The sequence below is a fragment of the Mycobacterium sp. TH-M103 genome (assembly GCF_057473785.1).
The window spans coordinates 18,560-37,277 of sequence record NZ_JBYCLG010000207.1; the positions used below are offsets into that span (position 1 = coordinate 18,560).

Consider the following 18,718-nt stretch of genomic DNA (forward strand, 5'->3'; position numbering starts at 1 on the left):
GGAGGTCTTCCCATGAGTTCAGTGAGTTCAGCGAGTAGTGCCATCAAATACGAACGCACGCTGTTCGAGCCCGAGCACGAATTGTTCCGCGAGTCCTACCGGGCGTTTCTCGAGCGCCACGTCGCGCCCCACCACGAGGAGTGGGAGAAGGCCAAGATTGTCGACCGCGGGGTCTGGCTCGAGGCCGGCAAGCAGGGCTTTCTGGGGATGGCGGTGCCCGAGGAGTACGGCGGTGGCGGCAACCCCGACTTTCGCTACAACACCATCATCACCGAGGAGACCGCCGCCGGGCGCTTCAACGGGATCGGCTTCGGGCTGCACAACGACATCGTCGCGCCCTACCTGCTGGCGCTGGGCACCGAGGAGCAGAAGCAGCGCTGGCTGCCCAAGTTCTGCAGCGGGGAACTGATCACCGCGATCGCGATGACCGAGCCGGGCACCGGCAGCGACCTGCAGGGCATCAAGACCCGCGCGGTCAAGCAGGGTGACCACTACGTGCTCAACGGGTCAAAGACGTTCATCACCAACGGGATCAACTCCGACCTGGTGATCGTCGTCGCGCAGACGGATCCGGACAAAGGCGCGCAAGGCTTTTCGCTGCTCGTGGTGGAGCGCGGCATGGAGGGCTTCGAACGGGGTCGCCACCTGGACAAGATCGGCCTGGACGCGCAGGACACGGCCGAGCTGTCGTTCACCGACGTCAAGGTGCCGGCCGAGAACCTGCTCGGCGAGGAGGGCATGGGCTTCATCTATCTCATGCAGAACCTGCCGCAGGAACGCATCTCGATCGCCGTGATGGCGGCCGCGGCGATGGAACAGGTACTCGAACAGACGCTGCAATACACCAAGGAGCGGAAGGCTTTCGGCAAGCCGATCGGCAGTTTCCAGAACAGTCGATTCGTCCTGGCCGAGCTGGCGACCGAGGCGACCGTGGTGCGCATGATGGTCGACGAGTTCCTGCGGCTGCACCTGGACAAGAAGCTCACGGCCGAACAGGCCGCAATGGCCAAGTGGTATGCCACCGAGAAGCAGGTGCATCTGATCGACCGCTGCCTGCAATTGCACGGCGGCTACGGCTACATGCGCGAATACCCCGTTGCGCGAGCCTATCTCGATGCCCGGGTGCAGACCATCTACGGTGGCACCACCGAGATCATGAAGGAGATCATCGGTCGCGGGCTCGGGGTTTAGCCGGATCTCCTTCGCGTACAACGCGAACTCGTCGACGTCGGCGAAGTTGCTGACGCGTAGCGGGTTTGGTTCTCCTCTTTCGCGGGCGCCGGAGTGCATCGGGGGCGAATGAATTGAAACTCGCGCGATCGGCAATGGTCGGTCCGGTGTCGGCCCGCTCATGGCCTGACGTACCGTCGACGCATGCATTTGGCAGGTGGCGACGGCGTGATCGCACATCGTCAACCCGGCGACCACGGGGCCGGTGAGCGCTCGAACGGGTGCGCGGGCATCGACGTCACGGGGAGCGGCCGGGGGCCGGCGGCGGCCCCGCGGTGCGTCAGCGCGATCCGAACGCCGCGCGCGCGGCTGCACGGTTCGTTGCGACCCGCGCCCGGTTCGGCATCATTTGCACATCGATGCGGTATCCATTTTTGTAATATCCCTAAATTCAGTTCGCATTTCTCGTCGATTGGAGCAATGTTGTGCGAGCCCGGCGAAAATGCGGACCGTTACGGGGGTAAGGCCCGTCGGTGGGGTGACCCTCCGTTCGCAGGGCCGCGGGTTATGGGCATGGCCGCAGATCGGCGCACACCCGTGGACTGGAGGGCTTGGTGAACAGGCGGAGAGGTCACATGCGAAAGCTGGTCGGGCGTGCACTGGTCGGCTTGGTGACCACAGCGCTGGCCGCGGTACTGCTGGCTCCCACAGGGGCCGCGAGCCCGATCGGCGACGCCGAGGCGGCCATGATGGCCGCATGGGAGAAGGCCGGGGGCGATACGTCACCGCTGGGCGCGCGCAAGGGTGACGTCTACCCCGTCGGCGACGGCTTCGCCCTGGATTTCGACGGCGGCAAGATGTTCTACACCCCGGCGACCGGCGCCCGGTACGTCTACGGGCCGATCCTGGACAAATACGAGTCGCTGGGCGGTCCGGCCGGCAGCGACCTGGGTTTCCCGACGATCAACGAGGTGCCCGGGCTTTCGGGGCCGGACAGCCGTGTGAGCACCTTCTCGGCCAGCGACCACCCGGTGATCTTCTGGACGCCCGACCACGGCGCGTTCGTCGTGCGCGGCGCGATGAACGCCGCATGGGACAAGTTGGGCAGCTCCGGTGGCGTCCTCGGGGTGCCGGTCGGCGACGAGACATACGACGGCGAACTCGCCTCGCAGAAGTTCAGCGGCGGCCAGGTCTCCTGGAACCGGGACACCAAGGAGTTCACGACCGAGCCGGCGGTCTTGGCCGACCAGTTGAAGGGCCTGCAGGTGCCGATCGACCCCACCGCGGCCATCAACATGGCCTGGCGCGCGGCCGGGGGGGTCAACGGTCCGCTGGGCGCCAAGCAAGGCGGGCAGTACCCCATCGGTGGTGACGGGATCGCCCAGAACTTCGCCGGCGGGAAGGTGTACTTCAGCCCGGCGACCGGTGCGAACGCCGTCGACAGCGATATCCTGGCCAAGTACGAGTCCCTGGGCGGCCCGGTGGGCAGCGACCTGGGATTCCCCGTCGCCAACGAGTCCGACGGGGGCATACCGTCGAGCCGGATCTGCACGTTCTCCGCGGCCGACAAACCGGTGATCTTCTGGACCGCCGACCACGGCGCGTTCGTGGTGCGCGGGGCCATGAAGGCCGCCTGGGACAAGCTGCGCGGCGCAGGCGGAAAGCTGGGAGCGCCGGTCGGGGATCAGGCCGTGGACGGCGACGTGGTCTCGCAGAAATTCGCCGGCGGCACGATCTCGTGGAACCGCGCGAAGAACACGTTCACCACCGACCCCTCGAATCTGGCGCCGCTGCTGGGCGGGCTGCAGATATCGGGGCAGAACCAGCCGAGTGCCGTGGCGATGCCGCCCCACGCCAAGAAGCCGGCCTGGCAGCAATGGTGGTGGCTGGGAGGCGGTGCCGCGGCGCTGGTGCTGCTTGCGTCGCTGGTGCTGGTGGGGGTCCGCGTGCACCGCGGTCGCGCCGGTCGCGACGCCACCGCAGGTGCCGCCGAGCACGACGGGGGCGCCGGGCACGGCCCGGCCGACGGGCTCTGGGGCCGCGACGGCGAGGCGGCCACCGAGCACTTCGGGCGCGATGACCTGCACGCCTCCGAGGAGCACGCGGCGGATGCCGAGGCCGCGCACCAGGTCAGCTGGGGGCACGGGACCGGGGTCGCGCTCGCGGGCGAGGAGGTTGCGCATCGCGGGCACTACGGCGGCGAAGCGTCGCCCGGCCCGGGAGAGGATGCGGACGACTTCGAGAGCGTGTTCGGCGGGGAGGAAAATCCCGACGTGGTGGACACCGACTCCATCCCCGTCGTCACCGAAGCCGACTTGGCGGAAGCCGGCTACTCGGAGTTCGACGAGGAAGGGAGCTATCTCGACGTGGCGGAGGCCGGTTACGCCGAGTTCGCCCCGGAGCAAGTCCCCGAGGACGAAAGTGCCGAGCGAGGCGATTACCCGGCGCCGGTGCCGGCCGACGAATATCGCGAGGCGGCGGAGCCCGCCCGGCCGGGTGACGGCCATGCCGAAGCCGCCTTCGACGGGTCTGCCGCCGACACCGGCGCCGTCGAGGCCGTCTCGCCCGTCGCGGAGGCGCGACCGGGGCGGCACGCGGCCGTGGACACCGACGAGACCTCGCCGTTGGCCGCGCACGCCGCCGGCGCGGGCCCGAGCGCGTCGGGGCGCCCGACGATTCACCTACCGCTGGACGACCCCTATCAGATGCCCGACGGGTACCCGATCAAGGCGAGCGCCCGCTTCGGCCTGTACTACACCCCCGACAGCGCCCTCTACCAGGACACGCTCGCCGAGATCTGGATGTCGAGCGAACAGGTCGCGCAGGCCAACGGGTTCATCAAAGCCGACTAGACATCCGCCGGGTACGGCTAAACCTTGCGGATCACGGTGACGACCTTGCCCAGCACGGTCGCGTCATTGCCTGGAATGGGATCGAACGCGGGATTGTGGGGCATCAGCCACACCTGACCGCCGGCGCGCTTGAACGTCTTGACCGTGGCCTCGCCGTCGAGCATCGCGGCGACGATGTCGCCGTTCTCGGCGACGTGCTGCTGCCGCACGACCACCCAGTCGCCGTCGCAGATCGCCGCCTCGACCATCGAGTCGCCGACGACCTTGAGCAAAAAGAGCGTCCCCTCGCCGACCAGCTCGCGGGGTAGCGGGAAGACGTCTTCGACGGCCTCCTCGGCGAGGATGGGTCCGCCTGCCGCGATCCGCCCGAGCACCGGGACGAAGGTGGGTTCGGGCAGCGCGTCCGAGCCGGCCACCTCGGTGGCCGGCGCCGCGGGCATGGCCTCGTCGGCGCCGCGGACGTCGACGGCGCGCGGACGGTTCGGGTCGCGGCGCAGGTATCCCTTGCGCTCCAGGGTGCGCAACTGATGGGCGACCGAGGAGGTCGACGTCAGCCCGACGGCGTCGCCGATCTCGCGGATGCTCGGGGGATAGCCGCGGCTGGTGACCGACGCGCGGATGACATTCAGGATGGTGCGCTGCCGCTCGGTCAGCGATGCATCACCGGCGGAGGTGTCGTTGCTGTCGCTCATGGCAATAAATGTAACCGCTCGGGGCCCGATAATCAAACATGTGTTCGACTGGCGTGTCTACGGCTCCCCGCGGCCCGGGCGGGCGCCCGTCCGGCCGTCGAGAGCGGCCGAATAACAAAGGTGTAACTCCCCGGCCGATCGGGTATTTCAGCGGCATGTCCCAGGTGATAGATGACCGCGGCGCCGTTCGTCCGCCGGGTCGTTGTCGGTGGGGTGGTCTAGCGTTTGGCTCGTGCGACACGCTTCGCTCAAATGTTCGGAAATCGAACACACGAGCGATACTGTCGAACACACGAGCGAGGATCGGTTGACCGGAGGAACGCAGATGACAATCATTCACACAGTCTCGCCGCGGTCCGGCGGCGTTCGGCGCCCGATCAACGGGCCGGTCCCGGAGCCTCGCCGGGGGCGGGTCCGGACGCCCGGATCGCGCGGACCCGCCCCGTGCGGGCCGGCGGGCGCCCCGCCGCGGTACCGCGGTACCGGGGTCGCGATGTCCGCCGCGCCCCACCGCAGGCGTTCCGTCACGTGGGCGAAGACGGCGGCCCTGGCCGTGGGCGCCGGGCTGATCACCCTGTGGCTCGGGCTCATCGCCGACGTCGGGCAGGCGGTCAACGGCGGCTCGCCGGATTCGGCGGCCCCCGTGCCCGACAGGCTGGCCGTCGTGCGGGTCGAACCGGGGGAATCGCTGCAGGATGTCGCCCACCGCGTCGCGCCCGACGCGCCGGTTCGACAGGTGGCCGAGCGCATCCGCGCACTCAACGACCTGCACTCCCCGACGCTGGCTGCGGGTCAGCCCCTGATCGCGCCGGTGGGCTGACCGCGACATCGCATGGCGGCGGGACCGCCGTACGGCCACGGTCGCCGCGCCCGGCGGCGCGCACGGGTACGCTCGGAGTGTCCTGCGAGGTCGGTGAGTGCGGCGAAGGAGCGGTCATGCACTGTCCGTTCTGCCGTCACCCGGACTCTCGGGTGATCGATTCGCGGGAAACCGACGAGGGCCAGGCCATTCGCCGCCGCCGGTCCTGCCCCGAGTGCGGACGACGCTTCACCACGGTCGAGACCGCGGTGCTGGCCGTGGTCAAACGCAGCGGCGTCACCGAGCCCTTCAGCAGGGAGAAGCTGATCAGCGGGGTCCGCCGGGCGTGCCAGGGCCGCCAGGTCGACGACGATGCGCTGAACCTGCTGGCCCAGCAGGTGGAAGACACCGTGCGCGCGGCGGGCTCACCGGAGGTTCCCAGTCACGAGGTCGGACTGGCGGTGCTGGGACCGCTGCGCGACCTCGACGAGGTGGCCTACCTGCGGTTCGCGTCGGTCTACCGGTCCTTCGAGTCCGCGGACGATTTCGAGCGCGAGATAGAACTGCTGCGGGCGCACCGCACGGTGCCGACCTCGGGCTGACGGGCCGCCCCGGGCCCGGCACTAGGCTGGTGCAATGGCCGCTGAATTGCATCCCGATCTGGAGGCGCTCGCGCCACTGCTCGGTACCTGGGCGGGACGCGGCGCCGGGGAGTACCCGACGATCGAGCCCTTCGACTACTTCGAGGAGGTCGCGTTCTCCCACGTCGGGAAACCGTTTCTGGCCTACGCCCAAAAGACCAGGGCGGTGGCCGACGGGAGGCCGTTGCACGCCGAGACGGGCTATCTGCGGGTGCCGCAGCCGGGCAACCTGGAGCTGGTCCTGGCGCATCCGACCGGTGTCGCGGAGATCGAGGTGGGCACCTTTTCGGCCGCCGGCGGCGTCATCGAGCTCGACTTGTCCACCACCTCGGTCGGGCTGACGCCGACCGCGAAAGAGGTTTCCGCGCTTGGCCGTTCGTTACGCATCGAAGGCGACGAGCTCTCGTACTCGCTGCGCATGGGCGCCGTCGGCCAGCCCTTGCAGCATCATCTGGCCGCGGTGCTGCACCGGCAGCACTAGGAACTTCGGGGCCCCGGCCTCAGGTGGCGCTGCGCTCGTCGTTGCCCATGGCGTTGAGCACGGCGACGCGGGTGTCGGCCGGACCGGTGACCGCCTTCTCGCCGCCGCCGGAGCGGAGCAACTGGCGGAGGGCGACCTGGTCGTATTCGCCTGGTTCGGTGGTGTCGATGAAACGCTGCACGACGTCGATGAAGCGGGCCGGGTCGTCGTGGAACGGGAAGTGTCCGGAACCTTCGAAGATCTCGAGTCGCGAGCCCGGCATCGCCGCGTGCGCCATCCGCGCATGGCGGACGGGGACGACCACATCTTTGGTGCCCCAGATGATCTGCACCGGAATGGCTTCGGTCAGATAGCACCGGTCCAGCATGGTCACGATCTGGCCGCGCCAGTCCACCACCGCGCGCAGGGTCCGGCTGAACGCCGCCGAGGCCGTCGGCTCCGGGAGGTCGTCGAGGATGCGCAACACGTTGGGCAGGTCGCGGCCCAGGCCGGTGCTCCCGAACGCCGCGCCCAGCACGCGGCCGACGACCTGGACCGCCGGCAGCACCAGGGGCAGCCGCAGCAGCGCGAGGGCTTCGCTGCCCATCGGCAACGAGGCCCACCGCAGGACGAGGTTGACGTCCTTGGTGACACCGCCGGCGGCGACCAGGATGAGGCGCTCGACCAGATGCGGGAACTGGTAAGCGAATTGCATGGCGACCCCGCCGCCGAGCGAGTGGCCGACGATGGTCACCCGCTCGATGTCGAGCACACTGAGCAGATCGCGCATCCCGTTGGCGTACGCGGCGATCGAGTAGTCGGCGCGCGGTTTGTCGGACTGCCCGTGGCCCAGCAGGTCGGGGGCGATGACGGTGAACCGCTGAGCGAGCTTGGCCTGCACGGTCTTCCACGTGGTGGAGTTGTCGCCGATGCCGTGGACGAGCAGGACCGCCGGCCCCGAGCCGGCGATCCGATAGGCCCGCCGGTACCCGTGGATGGTGCGGAACTCCAGCCTGGGTGCCGTCACTTCCCGCACCGGGCGAAGATTGCTCTTGCGCTGCCGCTCGGTCATCTTCACCCTTGTCGTCTGGCCGCGGAGGCACTTCGCTGCACTCGGACGGCGCTCAGGCCGAGTCGTCGTCGTTGTGCTTCTTCTCGGCCTGCTGGGCCAGGAACCGCTCGAACTCGGCGCCGATCTCCTCGCCGCTGGGCAACTCCTCGTCACGAGCCAGTAACGATCTGTTCTCCTGCGCGTCGATGAAGGCATCGTACTGGCGCTCGAGCGCGGCTACCACTTGAGCCACTTCGGCGCTGGCCTGGACCTGCTCGTCGATCTTGGCCCGGATCTCGCCCGCCGCTTCCGACAGCGCCGACAGCGGTAGCTCCAGCGACCCGCTCTTGGCGACCTGCTCGAGCAGCGCCTGGGCGGCGGCGGGGTAGTCGGTCTGCGTCAGATAGTGCGGCACGTGCACGGTGAACCCGACCACCTCGTGACCATGCTGGGCCATCCGGTACTCGAGCAGATTGGACGCGCTGCCCGGGACCTGGATCTCGGCGATCCACGGCTGGAAGTCGGCGATCAGCTCTCCGTTGTTGGAATGCGCGGTCAGCGTGATCGGGCGGGTGTGCGGGACCGCCATGGGGACGGTGCCCAGTCCGATGGTCCGCCGCACACCCAACCGTTCGGCGAGCAGGCGCACCGCGGTGATGAAACGCTCCCATTTCAGGTCCGGCTCCATGCCGGCCAGCAACAGGAACGGCGTCCCGACGCTGTCGCGCAACGCGTACAGGCTCAGCTCCGGATCGTCGTAGCTGGTGAAGTGATCCGTCTTGAACGTCATCAGCGGGCGCCGCGAGCGGTAATCCAGCAGTTCGTCGATCGCGAACGAGGCGACCAGCTCGGTGTCGAGGGCCGCCCTGAGGTGGTTGGACGCCAGCCGTATCGCATGACCGGCGTCGGAGAAGCCCTCCAGCGCGTGCACCAGCACCGGTCCCTGGCCGTCGGACGTCAGCAACTGCGGCGCCGGGAACTCGAGCTCGTACATGCCCGCCTGTTCGGGTTGGTAGTACTCGTCGTCCGGGTCGTGGCGGTGAGCCATCGATGTTGCCTCCTTCCGGGAGCTGCTTGAGGGGTGCCCCCTGTAGTCTCCCCCAAATCGGGGGAACCCAACAATTGAACAGGGAACCCATGTGCGCCCGTATGTTCGAAACGCCAAAACGCGTCGGCGAAATTCCCGAGGCGTTGCGCGCGACCGAGCGGACCTGGCCGGCAAACCGCGGGGCGCACCAACTCCCGGTGGGAAATGCTCGCGCGGCGCCGGTCGGGCATGATGGGAGCCAATGCGAAGCGCGCTGAGAATGCTTTGTCCGGTGGTCGGCCTGGCGACGCTGTTGACGGCCTGCGGCCGGCCCGCCGACCACGCCGCGGCCCCCAGGGTGCCGACACAGGCGGCCAGCAAGCCCGTGGAACGGCTCAGCAAGCCCCAAAACGCGGCGCTCGCCGCGCCCGTCGACCCGGACATGCGGGTCGGGCCGATCTTCCTCGACGGGGGCACGCTGCACGTGTGCACGGGGTCGGTGGTGCATTCGGCGAGCGGGAACCTGGTGATGACCGCGGCGCACTGCCTGGCCGGCGGCTCGCAGATCAGCTTCGCTCCCGGTTTCGCCGGGGATGCCGCGCCCACCGACCTGTGGACGGCCGATGCCGTCTATCTCGACCCGCGCTGGACCGCCGCCAAGGACCCGCGCGCCGACTACGCGGTCATCCGGGTCAGCGGTCCGGCCGCTGAGTCGGTGGAGTCGCACGTCGGCTTGGCGCTGACCCTGGGCCAGGCACCGTCTCCCGGCAGTCACGTCACGGTGCTGGGGTATCCCTCGGGGGTCGGCGGTTCCCCCGTGGCCTGTCAGGCCAGCGCCGAGATCAGTGAGAACGGTTACCCCTCGGTGGTGTGCGAAGGCCTGGTCGACGGCACCAGCGGCGGACCGTGGGTGAGCGGCACGACGATCACCGGTCTCACGGGCGGTTTCGAACGGGGCGGGTGCGCCGAGAATGTTTCGTATTCCGCGCCGTTCGATCAGCATGTCGCCCAGCTGCTGGCCCGGGCCGAAGCGGGTGGCCCCGGCGACACCGTCCCGAACGGCCTGGACGACTCCTGCTAGCGGGACGGGCGGATCAGCGGCGGAACTGGTTTAGCGCCCGCACCTTGTTCATCACGTCGAGCGCGGCGACCTTGTAGGCCTCGGAGAACGTCGGGTAGTTGAACACCGTGTCCACCAGATACTCCACGGTGCCGCCGCAGCCCATCACGGCCTGCCCGATGTGCACCATCTCGGTGGCGCTGGTGCCGAAGATGTGCACGCCGAGCAGCTTGAGGTCCTCGGTGGCAACCAGGAGTTTGAGCATGCCGTAGGAGTCACCGGCGATCTGCCCGCGCGCCAGCTCGCGGTAGCGGGCGACCCCGACCTCGTAGGGGACCGCGTTCTTGGTCAGTTCCACCTCGGTGGCGCCCACGTAGGAGATCTCGGGGATCGAATAGATGCCGATCGGCTGTAGTGCGGTGATGCCCTCCACCGGTTCCCCGAATGCGTAATAGGCGGCCAGCCGTCCCTGCTCCATCGACGTTGACGCCAGGGCGGGGAAGCCGATGACGTCGCCGACGGCGTAGATGTGCGGGACCTTGGTCTGGAACGTCTCGTCGACGAAGATCCGCCCGCGGTTGTCGGCCTCGAGCTCGGCGTTGTGCAGGTCCAGGTGGTCGGTCTGGCCCTGACGGCCGGCGGAGTACATGACGGTCTCGGCCGGGATCTGCTTGCCGCTGGCCAGCGTGGTCATCGTTCCCGTCGAGCCGACGTCGACCGCGGTCACCTCCTCGCCGAACCGGAAGGTCACCGCCAGGTCGCGCAGGTGGAACTTCAGCGCCTCGACGACCTCGGGGTCGCAGAAGTCGAGCATGTCGTCCCGCTTCTCCACGACGGTGACCTTGGTGCCCAGGGCGGCGAACATCGAGGCGTACTCGATGCCGATCACCCCGGCGCCGACCACGACCATCGAGGCCGGCAGCGATTTGAGGTCGAGGATCCCGTCGGAGTCGAGCACCTTCTCTTCGTCGAACTCGACCCCGGAGGGCCGGGCCGGCCGGGTGCCGGTGGCGATGACGACGTAATCGCCGGTGATGATGGTGCTTTCGCCGCGAGCGTGGTCTTCGACGCGGATGGTGTGCGGATCGACGAACCGGCCATGACCCGTGAGCAGGTCGATGCGGTTGCGCATCAGCTGGTTTCGCACCACGTCGGTTTCCTTGCCGACCACGTGCTGGGTCCGGGCCAGCAGGTCGGCGGGGGTGATGCGGTCCTTCACGCGGTAGCTCGCCCCGTAGAGCTCGCGCTGGTTCATGCCGGTGAAGTAGAGCACGGCCTCGCGCAACGTCTTCGACGGGATCGTGCCGGTATGGACGCATACCCCGCCGAGCATGCGGCCCCGCTCCACCACCGCGACCGACTTGCCCAGCTTGGCCGAGGCGATTGCGGCCTTCTGCCCGCCCGGCCCCGACCCGATGACCACCATGTCGTATTCGCGCGTCGACGCCATGGGCTAGACAGTAGCGAGCGACCTCATACCGCCTTGTCGGCATGACCTTTCTGGGCATACGAGCCGGTCGCTCCCACTTAGAAGATCACGTTCCCGACTCTCTCCACCCAAGGTGCCGGTCCGATGAAACCGGCTGTAAGCCACGCAAAGTGGCGGGTCGGAGCTTTGGCGATCCGAAGGAGCCACTGCAGGCGTCACGCCCGCGCACTTAACCCCACAACGAAAAGTTGGCCTGCCCGTGAACTTCGCCCTGACCAAGCGAAGCTAGAACAGCGCCACTCACAGTGCTGGGTTCATGCACAGCAGGAACGCTGCGCCGGTTCCGGTGAGCACCGGCTGACGGTGCCGCCCGTCAGCGTTGGGACTCATGACGACGGATCACGCGGACTTCGAACTGAATCGCCCCGGGGCATTGATCGCGGCACTACCGGCCGTTCTCGGCTTCGTCCCGGAGAATTCACTGGTGCTGGTGGCACTCGACGGCGGCGAGCTGGGGTCGGTGCTGCGGGTCGACCTCTCCGAGAAGCTCATCGACCGGATCGCCCACCTGGCCGAGGTTGCGGCCTCGGCCGAACCCGAGGCCGCGGTTGCGGTCGTCGTCGACGAGGCCGGCGCCCGTTGCCCCGGCTGCAATGATGAGTACCGGCAGCTGTGCGCGGCGCTCACAGATGCGTTGTCCGAGCACAACATCGAACTGTGGGCCGCCCACGTCGTGGATCGGGTGGCCGCGGGTGGACGCTGGCATTGCGTCGACGGCTGCGGCGCGGCCGGTGTGGTCGACGATCCCTCGGCGTCACCGCTGGCCGCGGCGGCCGTGCTGGACGGACGGCGGCTCTACCCGCGGCGTGCCGACCTGCAGGCGGTAATCGCCATCGAAAACCCGCGACGCACCGGCGAGTTGACCGAACTGCTCAGCCGGGAGGCCGCCGCCCGGGACGTGGCACACCGGGGCGATCCGACCGGCTGCAGCCGCCGCGACGTGGAACGCGCGCTGGCCGCCGCCGCCCGGGTCGCCGAGGGCCTTCCGCTGCCCGAGGCCGAGCTGGCCCGGCTGGGCTGCGCGCTGAGCGACGTGCAGGTCCGCGACGCGCTGTACGCGCTGGCGGTCGGCGAGAGGGCCGGGGAGGCGGAGTCGCTGTGGGCGCAGCTGGCCCGGACGTTGCCACAGCCCTGGCGCGTGGAAGCGCTCGTGTTGCTAGCGTTCAGCGCCTATGCCCGCGGTGACGGGCCGCTCGCGGGGGTGTCGCTGGAGGCGGCGTTGTGTTGCGATCCCGAGCACCGGATGGCGGGGATGCTGGACACGGCGCTGCAGTCCGGGGTGCGGCCCGAGAACATCCGGGAACTCGCCCTCACGGGCTACCGCCTGGCCAAGCGCCTCGGTGTTCGGCTACCGCCGCGGCAGGCGTTCGGCCGGCGTGCCGGGTAGGCCGGTCAGACCTTCTCGACCTTGACCGCGTGCGCCATCTCGTGCGGCAGGGTGACGTTCTCGTGACCGGGTATCAGGATGGTCACCCCCGCCGGCCCGGTCTCGACGGTCACCCGGGCGTTGGGCACGACGCCGGCGTCCTTCAGCCGGCTGATCAGGTCGATGTCGCCTTGCACATGCTCGGTGAGCTGCCGCACGACGACAGCCACCGGCGATCCGCCGGGCAGTTCGGTCAACCGGACCAGGTTGGCCTCCTCGGCGCCGGAGTCCGGGCCAACGCCCAGGTCCAAAAGACCCGGGATCGGGTTACCGAACGGGGAGGTGGTCGGGTGGTTGAGCACCTTCACCAGCCGGCGTTCGACGTCCTCGCTCATGACGTGCTCCCACCGGCACGCCTCGGCGTGCACTTCCTCCCAGGGCAACCCGATGACGTCGACGAGCAGTCGCTCGGCCAGGCGGTGCTTGCGCATCACGGAAACGGCCAGGGCGCGGCCCTTGTCGGTGAGCTCGAGGTGCCGGTCGCCGGCGACTTGGAGTAGGCCGTCTCGTTCCATTCGGGATACCGTCTGGCTGACGGTCGGTCCGCTCTGATCGAGGCGTTCGGCGATCCTGGCGCGCAGCGGCGTGACGCCCTCTTCTTCGAGGTCATAGATGGTCCGCAGGTACATCTCGGTGGTATCAACCAGGTCGTTCATTCAGCACCCTCCAATGACGCCGAGTCTACTGGGCCAGCTGCGCGAATGGATGCAACGCTTCCACGGCGCGAAGTATGCCCGCCGCGGAGGCGGCGGGCATACTTCCCTGCTATCTGGCTGTGGCCGGCGTCCGTGCCGGCGGCGTCAGCTCGCGTACGACCGGAGGCGGTCGGCACGCTCGCCGTTGCGCAGCTTGGACATCACGTCGCGCTCGATCTGGCGGACCCGCTCGCGGGACAGGCCGAACAGCTTGCCGATCTGGTCCAACGTGCGCGGCTGCCCGTCGTCCAGGCCGAAGCGCAGCCGGATGACCTGATGCTCGCGCTCGTCGAGAGTGGCCAGGACGCTGCGGATGTCGGTGTGCAGCAGTTCGGCGATCACCGCGTTCTCGGCGGACATCGCTTCGGCGTCCTCGATGAAGTCGCCCAGCGGTGCCTCTTCTTCGGAGCCTACCGGCATGTCCAGGCTCACCGGGTCGCGGCTGTGTTCGAGCAGGTCGTTGATCTTCTCGATCGGGATGCCCGATTCGGCGGCGAGCTCCTCGTCGCTGGCTTCGCGTCCCAGGTTCTGGTGCATCTCGCGCTTGATCCGCGCCAGCTTGTTGACCTGCTCGACCAGGTGCACGGGCAGCCGGATGGTGCGACTCTGGTCGGCCATGCCGCGGGTGATGGCCTGGCGGATCCACCACGTCGCATACGTCGAGAACTTGAATCCCTTTGTGTAGTCGAACTTCTCCATCGCGCGGATCAGGCCCAGGTTGCCCTCCTGGATCAGGTCGAGCAGCGGCATGCCCCGGCCGGTATAGCGTTTGGCCAGCGACACCACCAGACGCAGGTTCGCTTCCAGCAGGTGGCGCCGCGCTGCCTCGCCATCGCGCCGACGGCCGCCAGGTCGCGCTTGCGGTTCTCGCCGAGGCGCTTACGGGTTGCCAGCAGATGCTCGGCATAGAGGCCGGCCTCGATGCGCTTGGCCAGTTCGACTTCGTCCGCCGCGTTGAGCAGCGCCGTCTTGCCGATGCCGTTCAGATACACGCGCACCAAGTCCGCTGCGGGGCTTTGAGCATCCAGATCGCCTTCGATCCTGCTGGGGGTGGCGTTCGCCATAGCGACCTCCTGATCGGCTTGTGCTGTCGTATGGGTTAACGACAGGTACGGCCTGAGAGTTCCCGGCGGTCTGTGATCTCACACGCTATGACGTGCAGAAATGTACTGGCGAGCTGAGAAAGTCCTGAGAAGTGCGGGGGTCGCGGCCAGCACGCTAACCGTGGTGGTGTCCGCCGCGCGAACCGGGGTGTGGCTGGGGGTCGCGGCGGGGCTCGAGAGCCGGACGCTCCGCCGTCGGGAACAGGGGAGTACGGGGCGGGGCGGGGTCGAACCGCCGGGGCTCGTTGCGGCGCCGCGGCGGGCGGTCGTTGGCGATCAGCACGGCCATCCACGGCAGCGGCAGCGACGCGGCCACGATCGCTAGGGAGATCAGCCCGTTGTGCCAGGCGCCGTAGGCGACGGCGGCCAGGATGAGCGCCGGTATCCGGAAAGCCATCAGCGTCAGGTACTTACGCACCCGCGCGCGGTGCTGTTCGTCGTAGGAGGGCGCGGCGGCGGTGATGAGTACGGGACGGCCCTCGTCGTCGAACCTTTCATCGGGTCCCGGATCGGAGCCGCGCTTCATCCCTCCACTGTTCCACATGTCGCCGATTCCGGCTCGGCCGGTTTCGGACCTTGCGCAGCGGTGCACAATGTCGGGTATGGAGACGCAGACGATCGAACGCACCGAGACCGACGAACGCGTCGACGACGGGACCGGCAGCGATACCCCTCGGTACTTCCACTACGTCAAGAAGGACAAGATCGCCGAGAGCGCGGTGATGGGCAGCCACGTCGTCGCGTTGTGCGGTGAGGTCTTTCCGGTCACGCGCGCGGCCAAGCCGGGTTCGCCGGTCTGCCCGGACTGCAAGAAGATCTACGAGACGCTCAAGAAGGGCTGATCAGACCGGCGGCTCGGCCGTCGCGACGTCGCGCTTCTGCGCCGGCGAATCCCCGGTTTCCGTCAGCGCGCGCACGCGCGAGACCAACCAGTGGCGCAACCGGTGGGCATGCGTCTTGGGAGCGGGGAACTCCTCCTGGACGGCGGCGTTGAGTTCGGCGCCCAGCATGATCGCGAAACCGCCGAAAAAGGCGAACAGCAGAAACGCGATGGGTGTAGACAGCGCGCCGTAGGTGTAGCCGGTACGGGTGATCCAGCTCAGGTAGATCCGCAGACCCAGCGTGGCGACGACGAACACCGCCGTCGCCAGCACCGCCCCCAGGATCAGCCGGTGCGACGGCAGCGGCACCGGCAGCGCCACCCGGTACAGGATCATGATCCCGACCATCAGCCCGAGCGCCAGCGCCGGGTAGTAGCCGTAGCGCAGCGCGTTGGCCAGGGTGACCGGGATGTGTTCTCCGATCTTGCGCGGGCCCACCACCAGCAACGGTGCCGTCGACACGACGACCACGAGCATCACCACGTACAGGAACAAGGCGAAGAGCCGCTGCCGCACCGGGTGGCGCAACGGTGTCTGGCCGTGCGCTTCGACCACGGAGTCGACGAACGCCGAGATCGCCGAGGAGCCCGCCCACAGCGAGATCACGAAGCCCAGCGACACCACCTCGCCCCGCGCGCCGTTGGTGATGTCGCGCATGGTGGGTTCGATGATCTCGTTGACGACGCTGCGGGAGAACACCGTGTGGGCCGTCGTGATCACCTGGCGTTCGATGCTGGGCAGCATGTCCGGCCCGAACAGCGGCGCCACGTAGGCCAGGCTGCCCAGCATGCCCAGCAGTAGCGGGGGCAGGGACAGCGCCGACCAGAAGCCGGCCTGCGCGGACTCGGAAAAGATCGAATCGTCCCAACTCTTCGCAAGAGTTCGAAGACAGATTCGCCAGACGGGGTGGCGGGACGGTTTCGCGACCTGATCGCTCATACGAGTCCAGCATTACCGAAAACTGCGCCCGCGGCCCACATTGGCCACGGGTGAGTTGGTGTTGGCTAGCTCTCGCTGAACTCCAGCACGGCGGCCAGCTCGACCAGCTTGGCTTCGTGCTCGTTGGCGTGGTGCTGGCAGAAGAGAAGCTCGGCGCCGGAGGGCAGCGTGGCCCGAACGCGGGCCGCAGCGCCGCAGCGGTCGCAGCGGTCAGCTCTGGTCAAGGGACTGGTCAGAGTTGCGTTCATGGCTTCTCCGTTCTGGCGTTTACTCACTGTCTCAGACGTATGGGGTTTTCGCGTTGTTCCCCGATCGTTATCGGGTGTGTCGTTTCTCACGCGCTCCTCACGCCTTCCAGGAAGGCTCTTTAAGGTGTCCTTCCGTGACCTTCGCTCCTGACGTACTGGTGCACTTGTGCGGTGCCGACGAGTGGTCGCGGGCTCGCGAGGAGGGCGCGATCCGGCCGGAACCGTCCGGCTCTGACGTCGGGTCCGGGTTCATCCACCTGTCGACGCCGCAGCAGGTGCATCTGCCGGCAAACCGCCTCTACCGCGGCCGTGCGGACCTGGTGATGCTGCACATCAATCCTGGGCTGCTGGATTCGCCTGTTCGTTGGGAGCCCGGTGTGGCAACGGATCCGACGTCCATGGTGTTCCCGCATTTGTACGGTCCGTTGCCGGTGAGCGCTGTTATCTGGGTCACGGCTTACCGGCCGGGGCCCGACGGTTCGTTCCCGCCGGTCGCCGAGGCGCCGGAGTCCGTGTAGCTGCGCGCCCGGTTCTCTAGTCGAGATAGTCGCGCAACACCTGGGAGCGGCTGGGGTGGCGCAGCTTCGACATCGTCTTGGACTCGATCTGGCGGATGCGCTCGCGGGTGACCCCGTAAACCTGGCCGATCTCGTCGAGGGTGCGGGGCTGGCCGTCGGTGAGACCGAAGCGCAGGCGTACCACGCCGGCCTCGCGTTCCGACAGCGTCTCCAGCACGGACTGCAGCTGATCCTGCAGCAACGTGAACGACACCGCGTCGACGGCCACCACGGCCTCGCTGTCCTCGATGAAGTCGCCCAGCTGGCTGTCGCCCTCGTCGCCGATGGTCTGGTCCAGCGAGATCGGCTCGCGGGCGTACTGCTGGATCTCGAGCACCTTTTCGGGGGTGATGTCCATTTCTTTGGCGAGCTCTTCGGGCGTTGGCTCGCGGCCCAGGTCCTGCAGCAGCTCGCGCTGGATGCGGCCCAGCTTGTTGATCACCTCGACCATGTGCACCGGGATGCGGATGGTGCGGGCCTGGTCGGCCATGGCACGGGTGATGGCCTGACGGATCCACCACGTCGCATAGGTGGAGAACTTGTAGCCCTTGGTGTAATCGAACTTCTCGACCGCACGGATCAGGCCCAGGTTGCCCTCCTGGATGAGGTCGAGGAACGCCATGCCGCGGCCGGTGTAGCGCTTGGCCAGTGAGACGACCAGCCGCAGGTTGGCTTCCAGCAGGTGGTTCTTCGCGCGGTCGCCGTCGCGGCAGATCCACATCATGTCGCGGCGCTGGGCCGCGGGCAGTTTGTCGCCGCGGTCGGCCATCTCGGTCATCAGCTGCGTGGCGTACAGGCCGGCCTCGATTCGCTTCGCCAGCTCCACCTCCTCCTCGGCGTTGAGCAGCGCCACCTTGCCGATTTGCTTGAGGTAGGCGCGGACCGAGTCGGCGGAGGCGGTGAGTTCGGCGTCCTTACGGGCCTGGCGCAGCGCCTCGGATTCGTCTTCGTCCCACACGAAATCGCCGGACGCTTTGTCCTTCTCGGTGGGCTCGGCGATCTCCTCGTCGTCTTCGGCGGGAGCCGCAGTGGCCGCGGCGGGGGCGGCGGCGACGTCATCCTCGCCGTCCTCGGAGTCGCCCGCGTCGAGGTCGGCTTCCGGCGCCGCGTCGTCGTCGAGGTCGTCGAGACCGAGGTCGGCGATGTCGATCTCGTCGCCCGGCTCGCCGTCGAGGTCCGGCTCGGTGTCCAGCTCCTCGCCGGTGTCGAGGGCATCGGGGTCGGCCGCGGATTCCCGTGCGGCCGCTTTGGTGCCGCGCGCCGGCGCCTTCGCGGCGGCGCCCTTTGCGGTGGTGCGGGTTTTCTTCTCGTCGCCAGCCGCCGCGTCGGTCTCGTGCCCCGCCGCGGACTTGGCGCTGCGGGGCACGGCCTTGGCTGCCCGCTTCGCGGGCGCGGTGCCGTTGGCGGACTTTGCCGCCGGTCGCTTTGCGGGGGACGCTGGTGACTTCGTGGCGTTGCGCTTCACCGGTTCATCGGTGCTGGGTTTGGTCGCTGCCACTTACACCCCTTCGTTCGGATTCACTCCCGGCGCTTTGGGCATACTGAACCGAAAGTGTCTGCTATGTCGAATGTCGGCGTTGGATATCAGCGTGGCGATACGCACGCTAATGACTTTGGGCTGCCGCCGT

General features: G+C 68.3%; 18 protein-coding genes and 1 pseudogene. 9 read left to right on the forward strand and 10 right to left on the reverse strand.

Annotation, left to right across the window (positions count from 1 at the left end; all coding sequences use genetic code 11):
• Positions 1 to 21: 21 nt before the first annotated feature.
• Entirely contained in the window at positions 22 to 1,191 is a 1,170-nt protein-coding gene (locus tag AC2VOR_RS11450) for an acyl-CoA dehydrogenase family protein (RefSeq protein WP_369739407.1), read from the forward strand.
• Between the two features lie 593 nt (positions 1,192 to 1,784).
• Positions 1,785 to 4,022 carry a sunset domain-containing protein gene (locus tag AC2VOR_RS11455; protein ID WP_369739406.1) on the forward strand — a complete coding sequence of 746 codons (2,238 nt, stop codon included), beginning with the start codon at positions 1,785 to 1,787 and terminating at the stop codon, positions 4,020 to 4,022.
• A 17-nt stretch (positions 4,023 to 4,039) separates the two neighbouring features.
• Here AC2VOR_RS11455 and lexA read toward each other — a convergent pair whose 3' ends face one another.
• Positions 4,040 to 4,714 carry a transcriptional repressor LexA gene (gene lexA, locus AC2VOR_RS11460; protein WP_369739405.1) on the reverse strand — a complete coding sequence of 225 codons (675 nt, stop codon included), beginning with the start codon at positions 4,712 to 4,714 and terminating at the stop codon, positions 4,040 to 4,042.
• 325 nt (positions 4,715 to 5,039) lie between these two features.
• On the opposite strand from lexA, the gene AC2VOR_RS11465 reads away from it, so the two are divergent.
• From AC2VOR_RS11465 to AC2VOR_RS11475, 3 genes are all read left to right on the forward strand, one after another.
• Positions 5,040 to 5,534: a LysM peptidoglycan-binding domain-containing protein gene (locus AC2VOR_RS11465; protein WP_486963815.1), complete on the forward strand. Its 495-nt coding sequence runs from the start codon at positions 5,040 to 5,042 to the stop codon at positions 5,532 to 5,534.
• Between the two features lie 116 nt (positions 5,535 to 5,650).
• Positions 5,651 to 6,115 (forward strand): transcriptional regulator NrdR, encoded by a 465-nt coding sequence (gene nrdR, locus AC2VOR_RS11470; RefSeq protein WP_369739403.1) that lies wholly within the window; start codon positions 5,651 to 5,653, stop codon positions 6,113 to 6,115.
• Positions 6,116 to 6,149: 34 nt separating this feature from the next.
• Complete coding sequence (locus tag AC2VOR_RS11475) at positions 6,150 to 6,635, forward strand: peroxynitrite isomerase (protein ID WP_369739402.1); 486 nt, start codon at positions 6,150 to 6,152, stop codon at positions 6,633 to 6,635.
• A gap of 19 nt (positions 6,636 to 6,654) precedes the next feature.
• Here the strand turns inward: AC2VOR_RS11475 and AC2VOR_RS11480 are convergent, their stop codons facing one another.
• Positions 6,655 to 7,686 (reverse strand): alpha/beta fold hydrolase, encoded by a 1,032-nt coding sequence (locus AC2VOR_RS11480; protein ID WP_369739401.1) that lies wholly within the window; start codon positions 7,684 to 7,686, stop codon positions 6,655 to 6,657.
• Positions 7,687 to 7,738: 52 nt separating this feature from the next.
• Positions 7,739 to 8,713 carry a proteasome assembly chaperone family protein gene (locus AC2VOR_RS11485; RefSeq protein WP_369739400.1) on the reverse strand — a complete coding sequence of 325 codons (975 nt, stop codon included), beginning with the start codon at positions 8,711 to 8,713 and terminating at the stop codon, positions 7,739 to 7,741.
• A gap of 241 nt (positions 8,714 to 8,954) precedes the next feature.
• On the opposite strand from AC2VOR_RS11485, the gene AC2VOR_RS11490 reads away from it, so the two are divergent.
• Complete coding sequence (locus AC2VOR_RS11490; RefSeq protein WP_486963816.1) at positions 8,955 to 9,773, forward strand: trypsin-like serine peptidase; 819 nt, start codon at positions 8,955 to 8,957, stop codon at positions 9,771 to 9,773.
• Between the two features lie 13 nt (positions 9,774 to 9,786).
• Here the strand turns inward: AC2VOR_RS11490 and sthA are convergent, their stop codons facing one another.
• Positions 9,787 to 11,202, reverse strand: a complete 1,416-nt coding sequence (sthA, locus tag AC2VOR_RS11495) for a Si-specific NAD(P)(+) transhydrogenase (RefSeq protein ID WP_369739398.1) — start codon at positions 11,200 to 11,202, stop codon at positions 9,787 to 9,789.
• 367 nt (positions 11,203 to 11,569) lie between these two features.
• On the opposite strand from sthA, the gene AC2VOR_RS11500 reads away from it, so the two are divergent.
• The gene (locus AC2VOR_RS11500; RefSeq protein ID WP_486963817.1) at positions 11,570 to 12,628 is read left to right on the forward strand and encodes a DUF4192 domain-containing protein; all 1,059 of its coding nucleotides are present in this window, start codon (positions 11,570 to 11,572) and stop codon (positions 12,626 to 12,628) included.
• A 5-nt stretch (positions 12,629 to 12,633) separates the two neighbouring features.
• Here the strand turns inward: AC2VOR_RS11500 and AC2VOR_RS11505 are convergent, their stop codons facing one another.
• From AC2VOR_RS11505 to AC2VOR_RS11515, 3 genes and pseudogenes are all read right to left on the reverse strand, one after another.
• Positions 12,634 to 13,323, reverse strand: coding sequence for an iron-dependent transcriptional repressor DtxR (locus AC2VOR_RS11505; RefSeq protein ID WP_369739396.1), 690 nt, complete (start codon positions 13,321 to 13,323; stop codon positions 12,634 to 12,636).
• Positions 13,324 to 13,467: 144 nt separating this feature from the next.
• A pseudogene (gene sigB / locus AC2VOR_RS11510) lies at positions 13,468 to 14,426 on the reverse strand (sigma-70 family RNA polymerase sigma factor SigB).
• Positions 14,427 to 14,580: 154 nt separating this feature from the next.
• The gene (locus tag AC2VOR_RS11515) at positions 14,581 to 15,009 is read right to left on the reverse strand and encodes a DUF3099 domain-containing protein (protein WP_369739395.1); all 429 of its coding nucleotides are present in this window, start codon (positions 15,007 to 15,009) and stop codon (positions 14,581 to 14,583) included.
• 58 nt (positions 15,010 to 15,067) lie between these two features.
• Here AC2VOR_RS11515 and AC2VOR_RS11520 point away from each other — a divergent pair, with 58 nt between their 5' ends.
• Positions 15,068 to 15,307: a DUF3039 domain-containing protein gene (locus AC2VOR_RS11520; RefSeq protein WP_369739394.1), complete on the forward strand. Its 240-nt coding sequence runs from the start codon at positions 15,068 to 15,070 to the stop codon at positions 15,305 to 15,307.
• On the opposite strand, the gene AC2VOR_RS11525 is transcribed toward AC2VOR_RS11520, so the two are convergent.
• On the reverse strand, positions 15,308 to 16,285 hold the full coding sequence (locus AC2VOR_RS11525; protein WP_369739393.1) for a YihY/virulence factor BrkB family protein: 978 nt from the start codon (positions 16,283 to 16,285) through the stop codon (positions 15,308 to 15,310).
• 65 nt (positions 16,286 to 16,350) lie between these two features.
• Entirely contained in the window at positions 16,351 to 16,533 is a 183-nt protein-coding gene (locus tag AC2VOR_RS11530) for a DUF7455 domain-containing protein (RefSeq protein WP_369739392.1), read from the reverse strand.
• 134 nt (positions 16,534 to 16,667) lie between these two features.
• On the opposite strand from AC2VOR_RS11530, the gene AC2VOR_RS11535 reads away from it, so the two are divergent.
• A complete protein-coding gene (locus AC2VOR_RS11535) occupies positions 16,668 to 17,051 on the forward strand; it encodes a DUF952 domain-containing protein (protein ID WP_369739391.1) in 384 nt (127 codons plus the stop codon).
• Between the two features lie 16 nt (positions 17,052 to 17,067).
• Here the strand turns inward: AC2VOR_RS11535 and AC2VOR_RS11540 are convergent, their stop codons facing one another.
• Entirely contained in the window at positions 17,068 to 18,588 is a 1,521-nt protein-coding gene (locus AC2VOR_RS11540; protein ID WP_369739390.1) for an RNA polymerase sigma factor, read from the reverse strand.
• Positions 18,589 to 18,718: the final 130 nt, after the last annotated feature.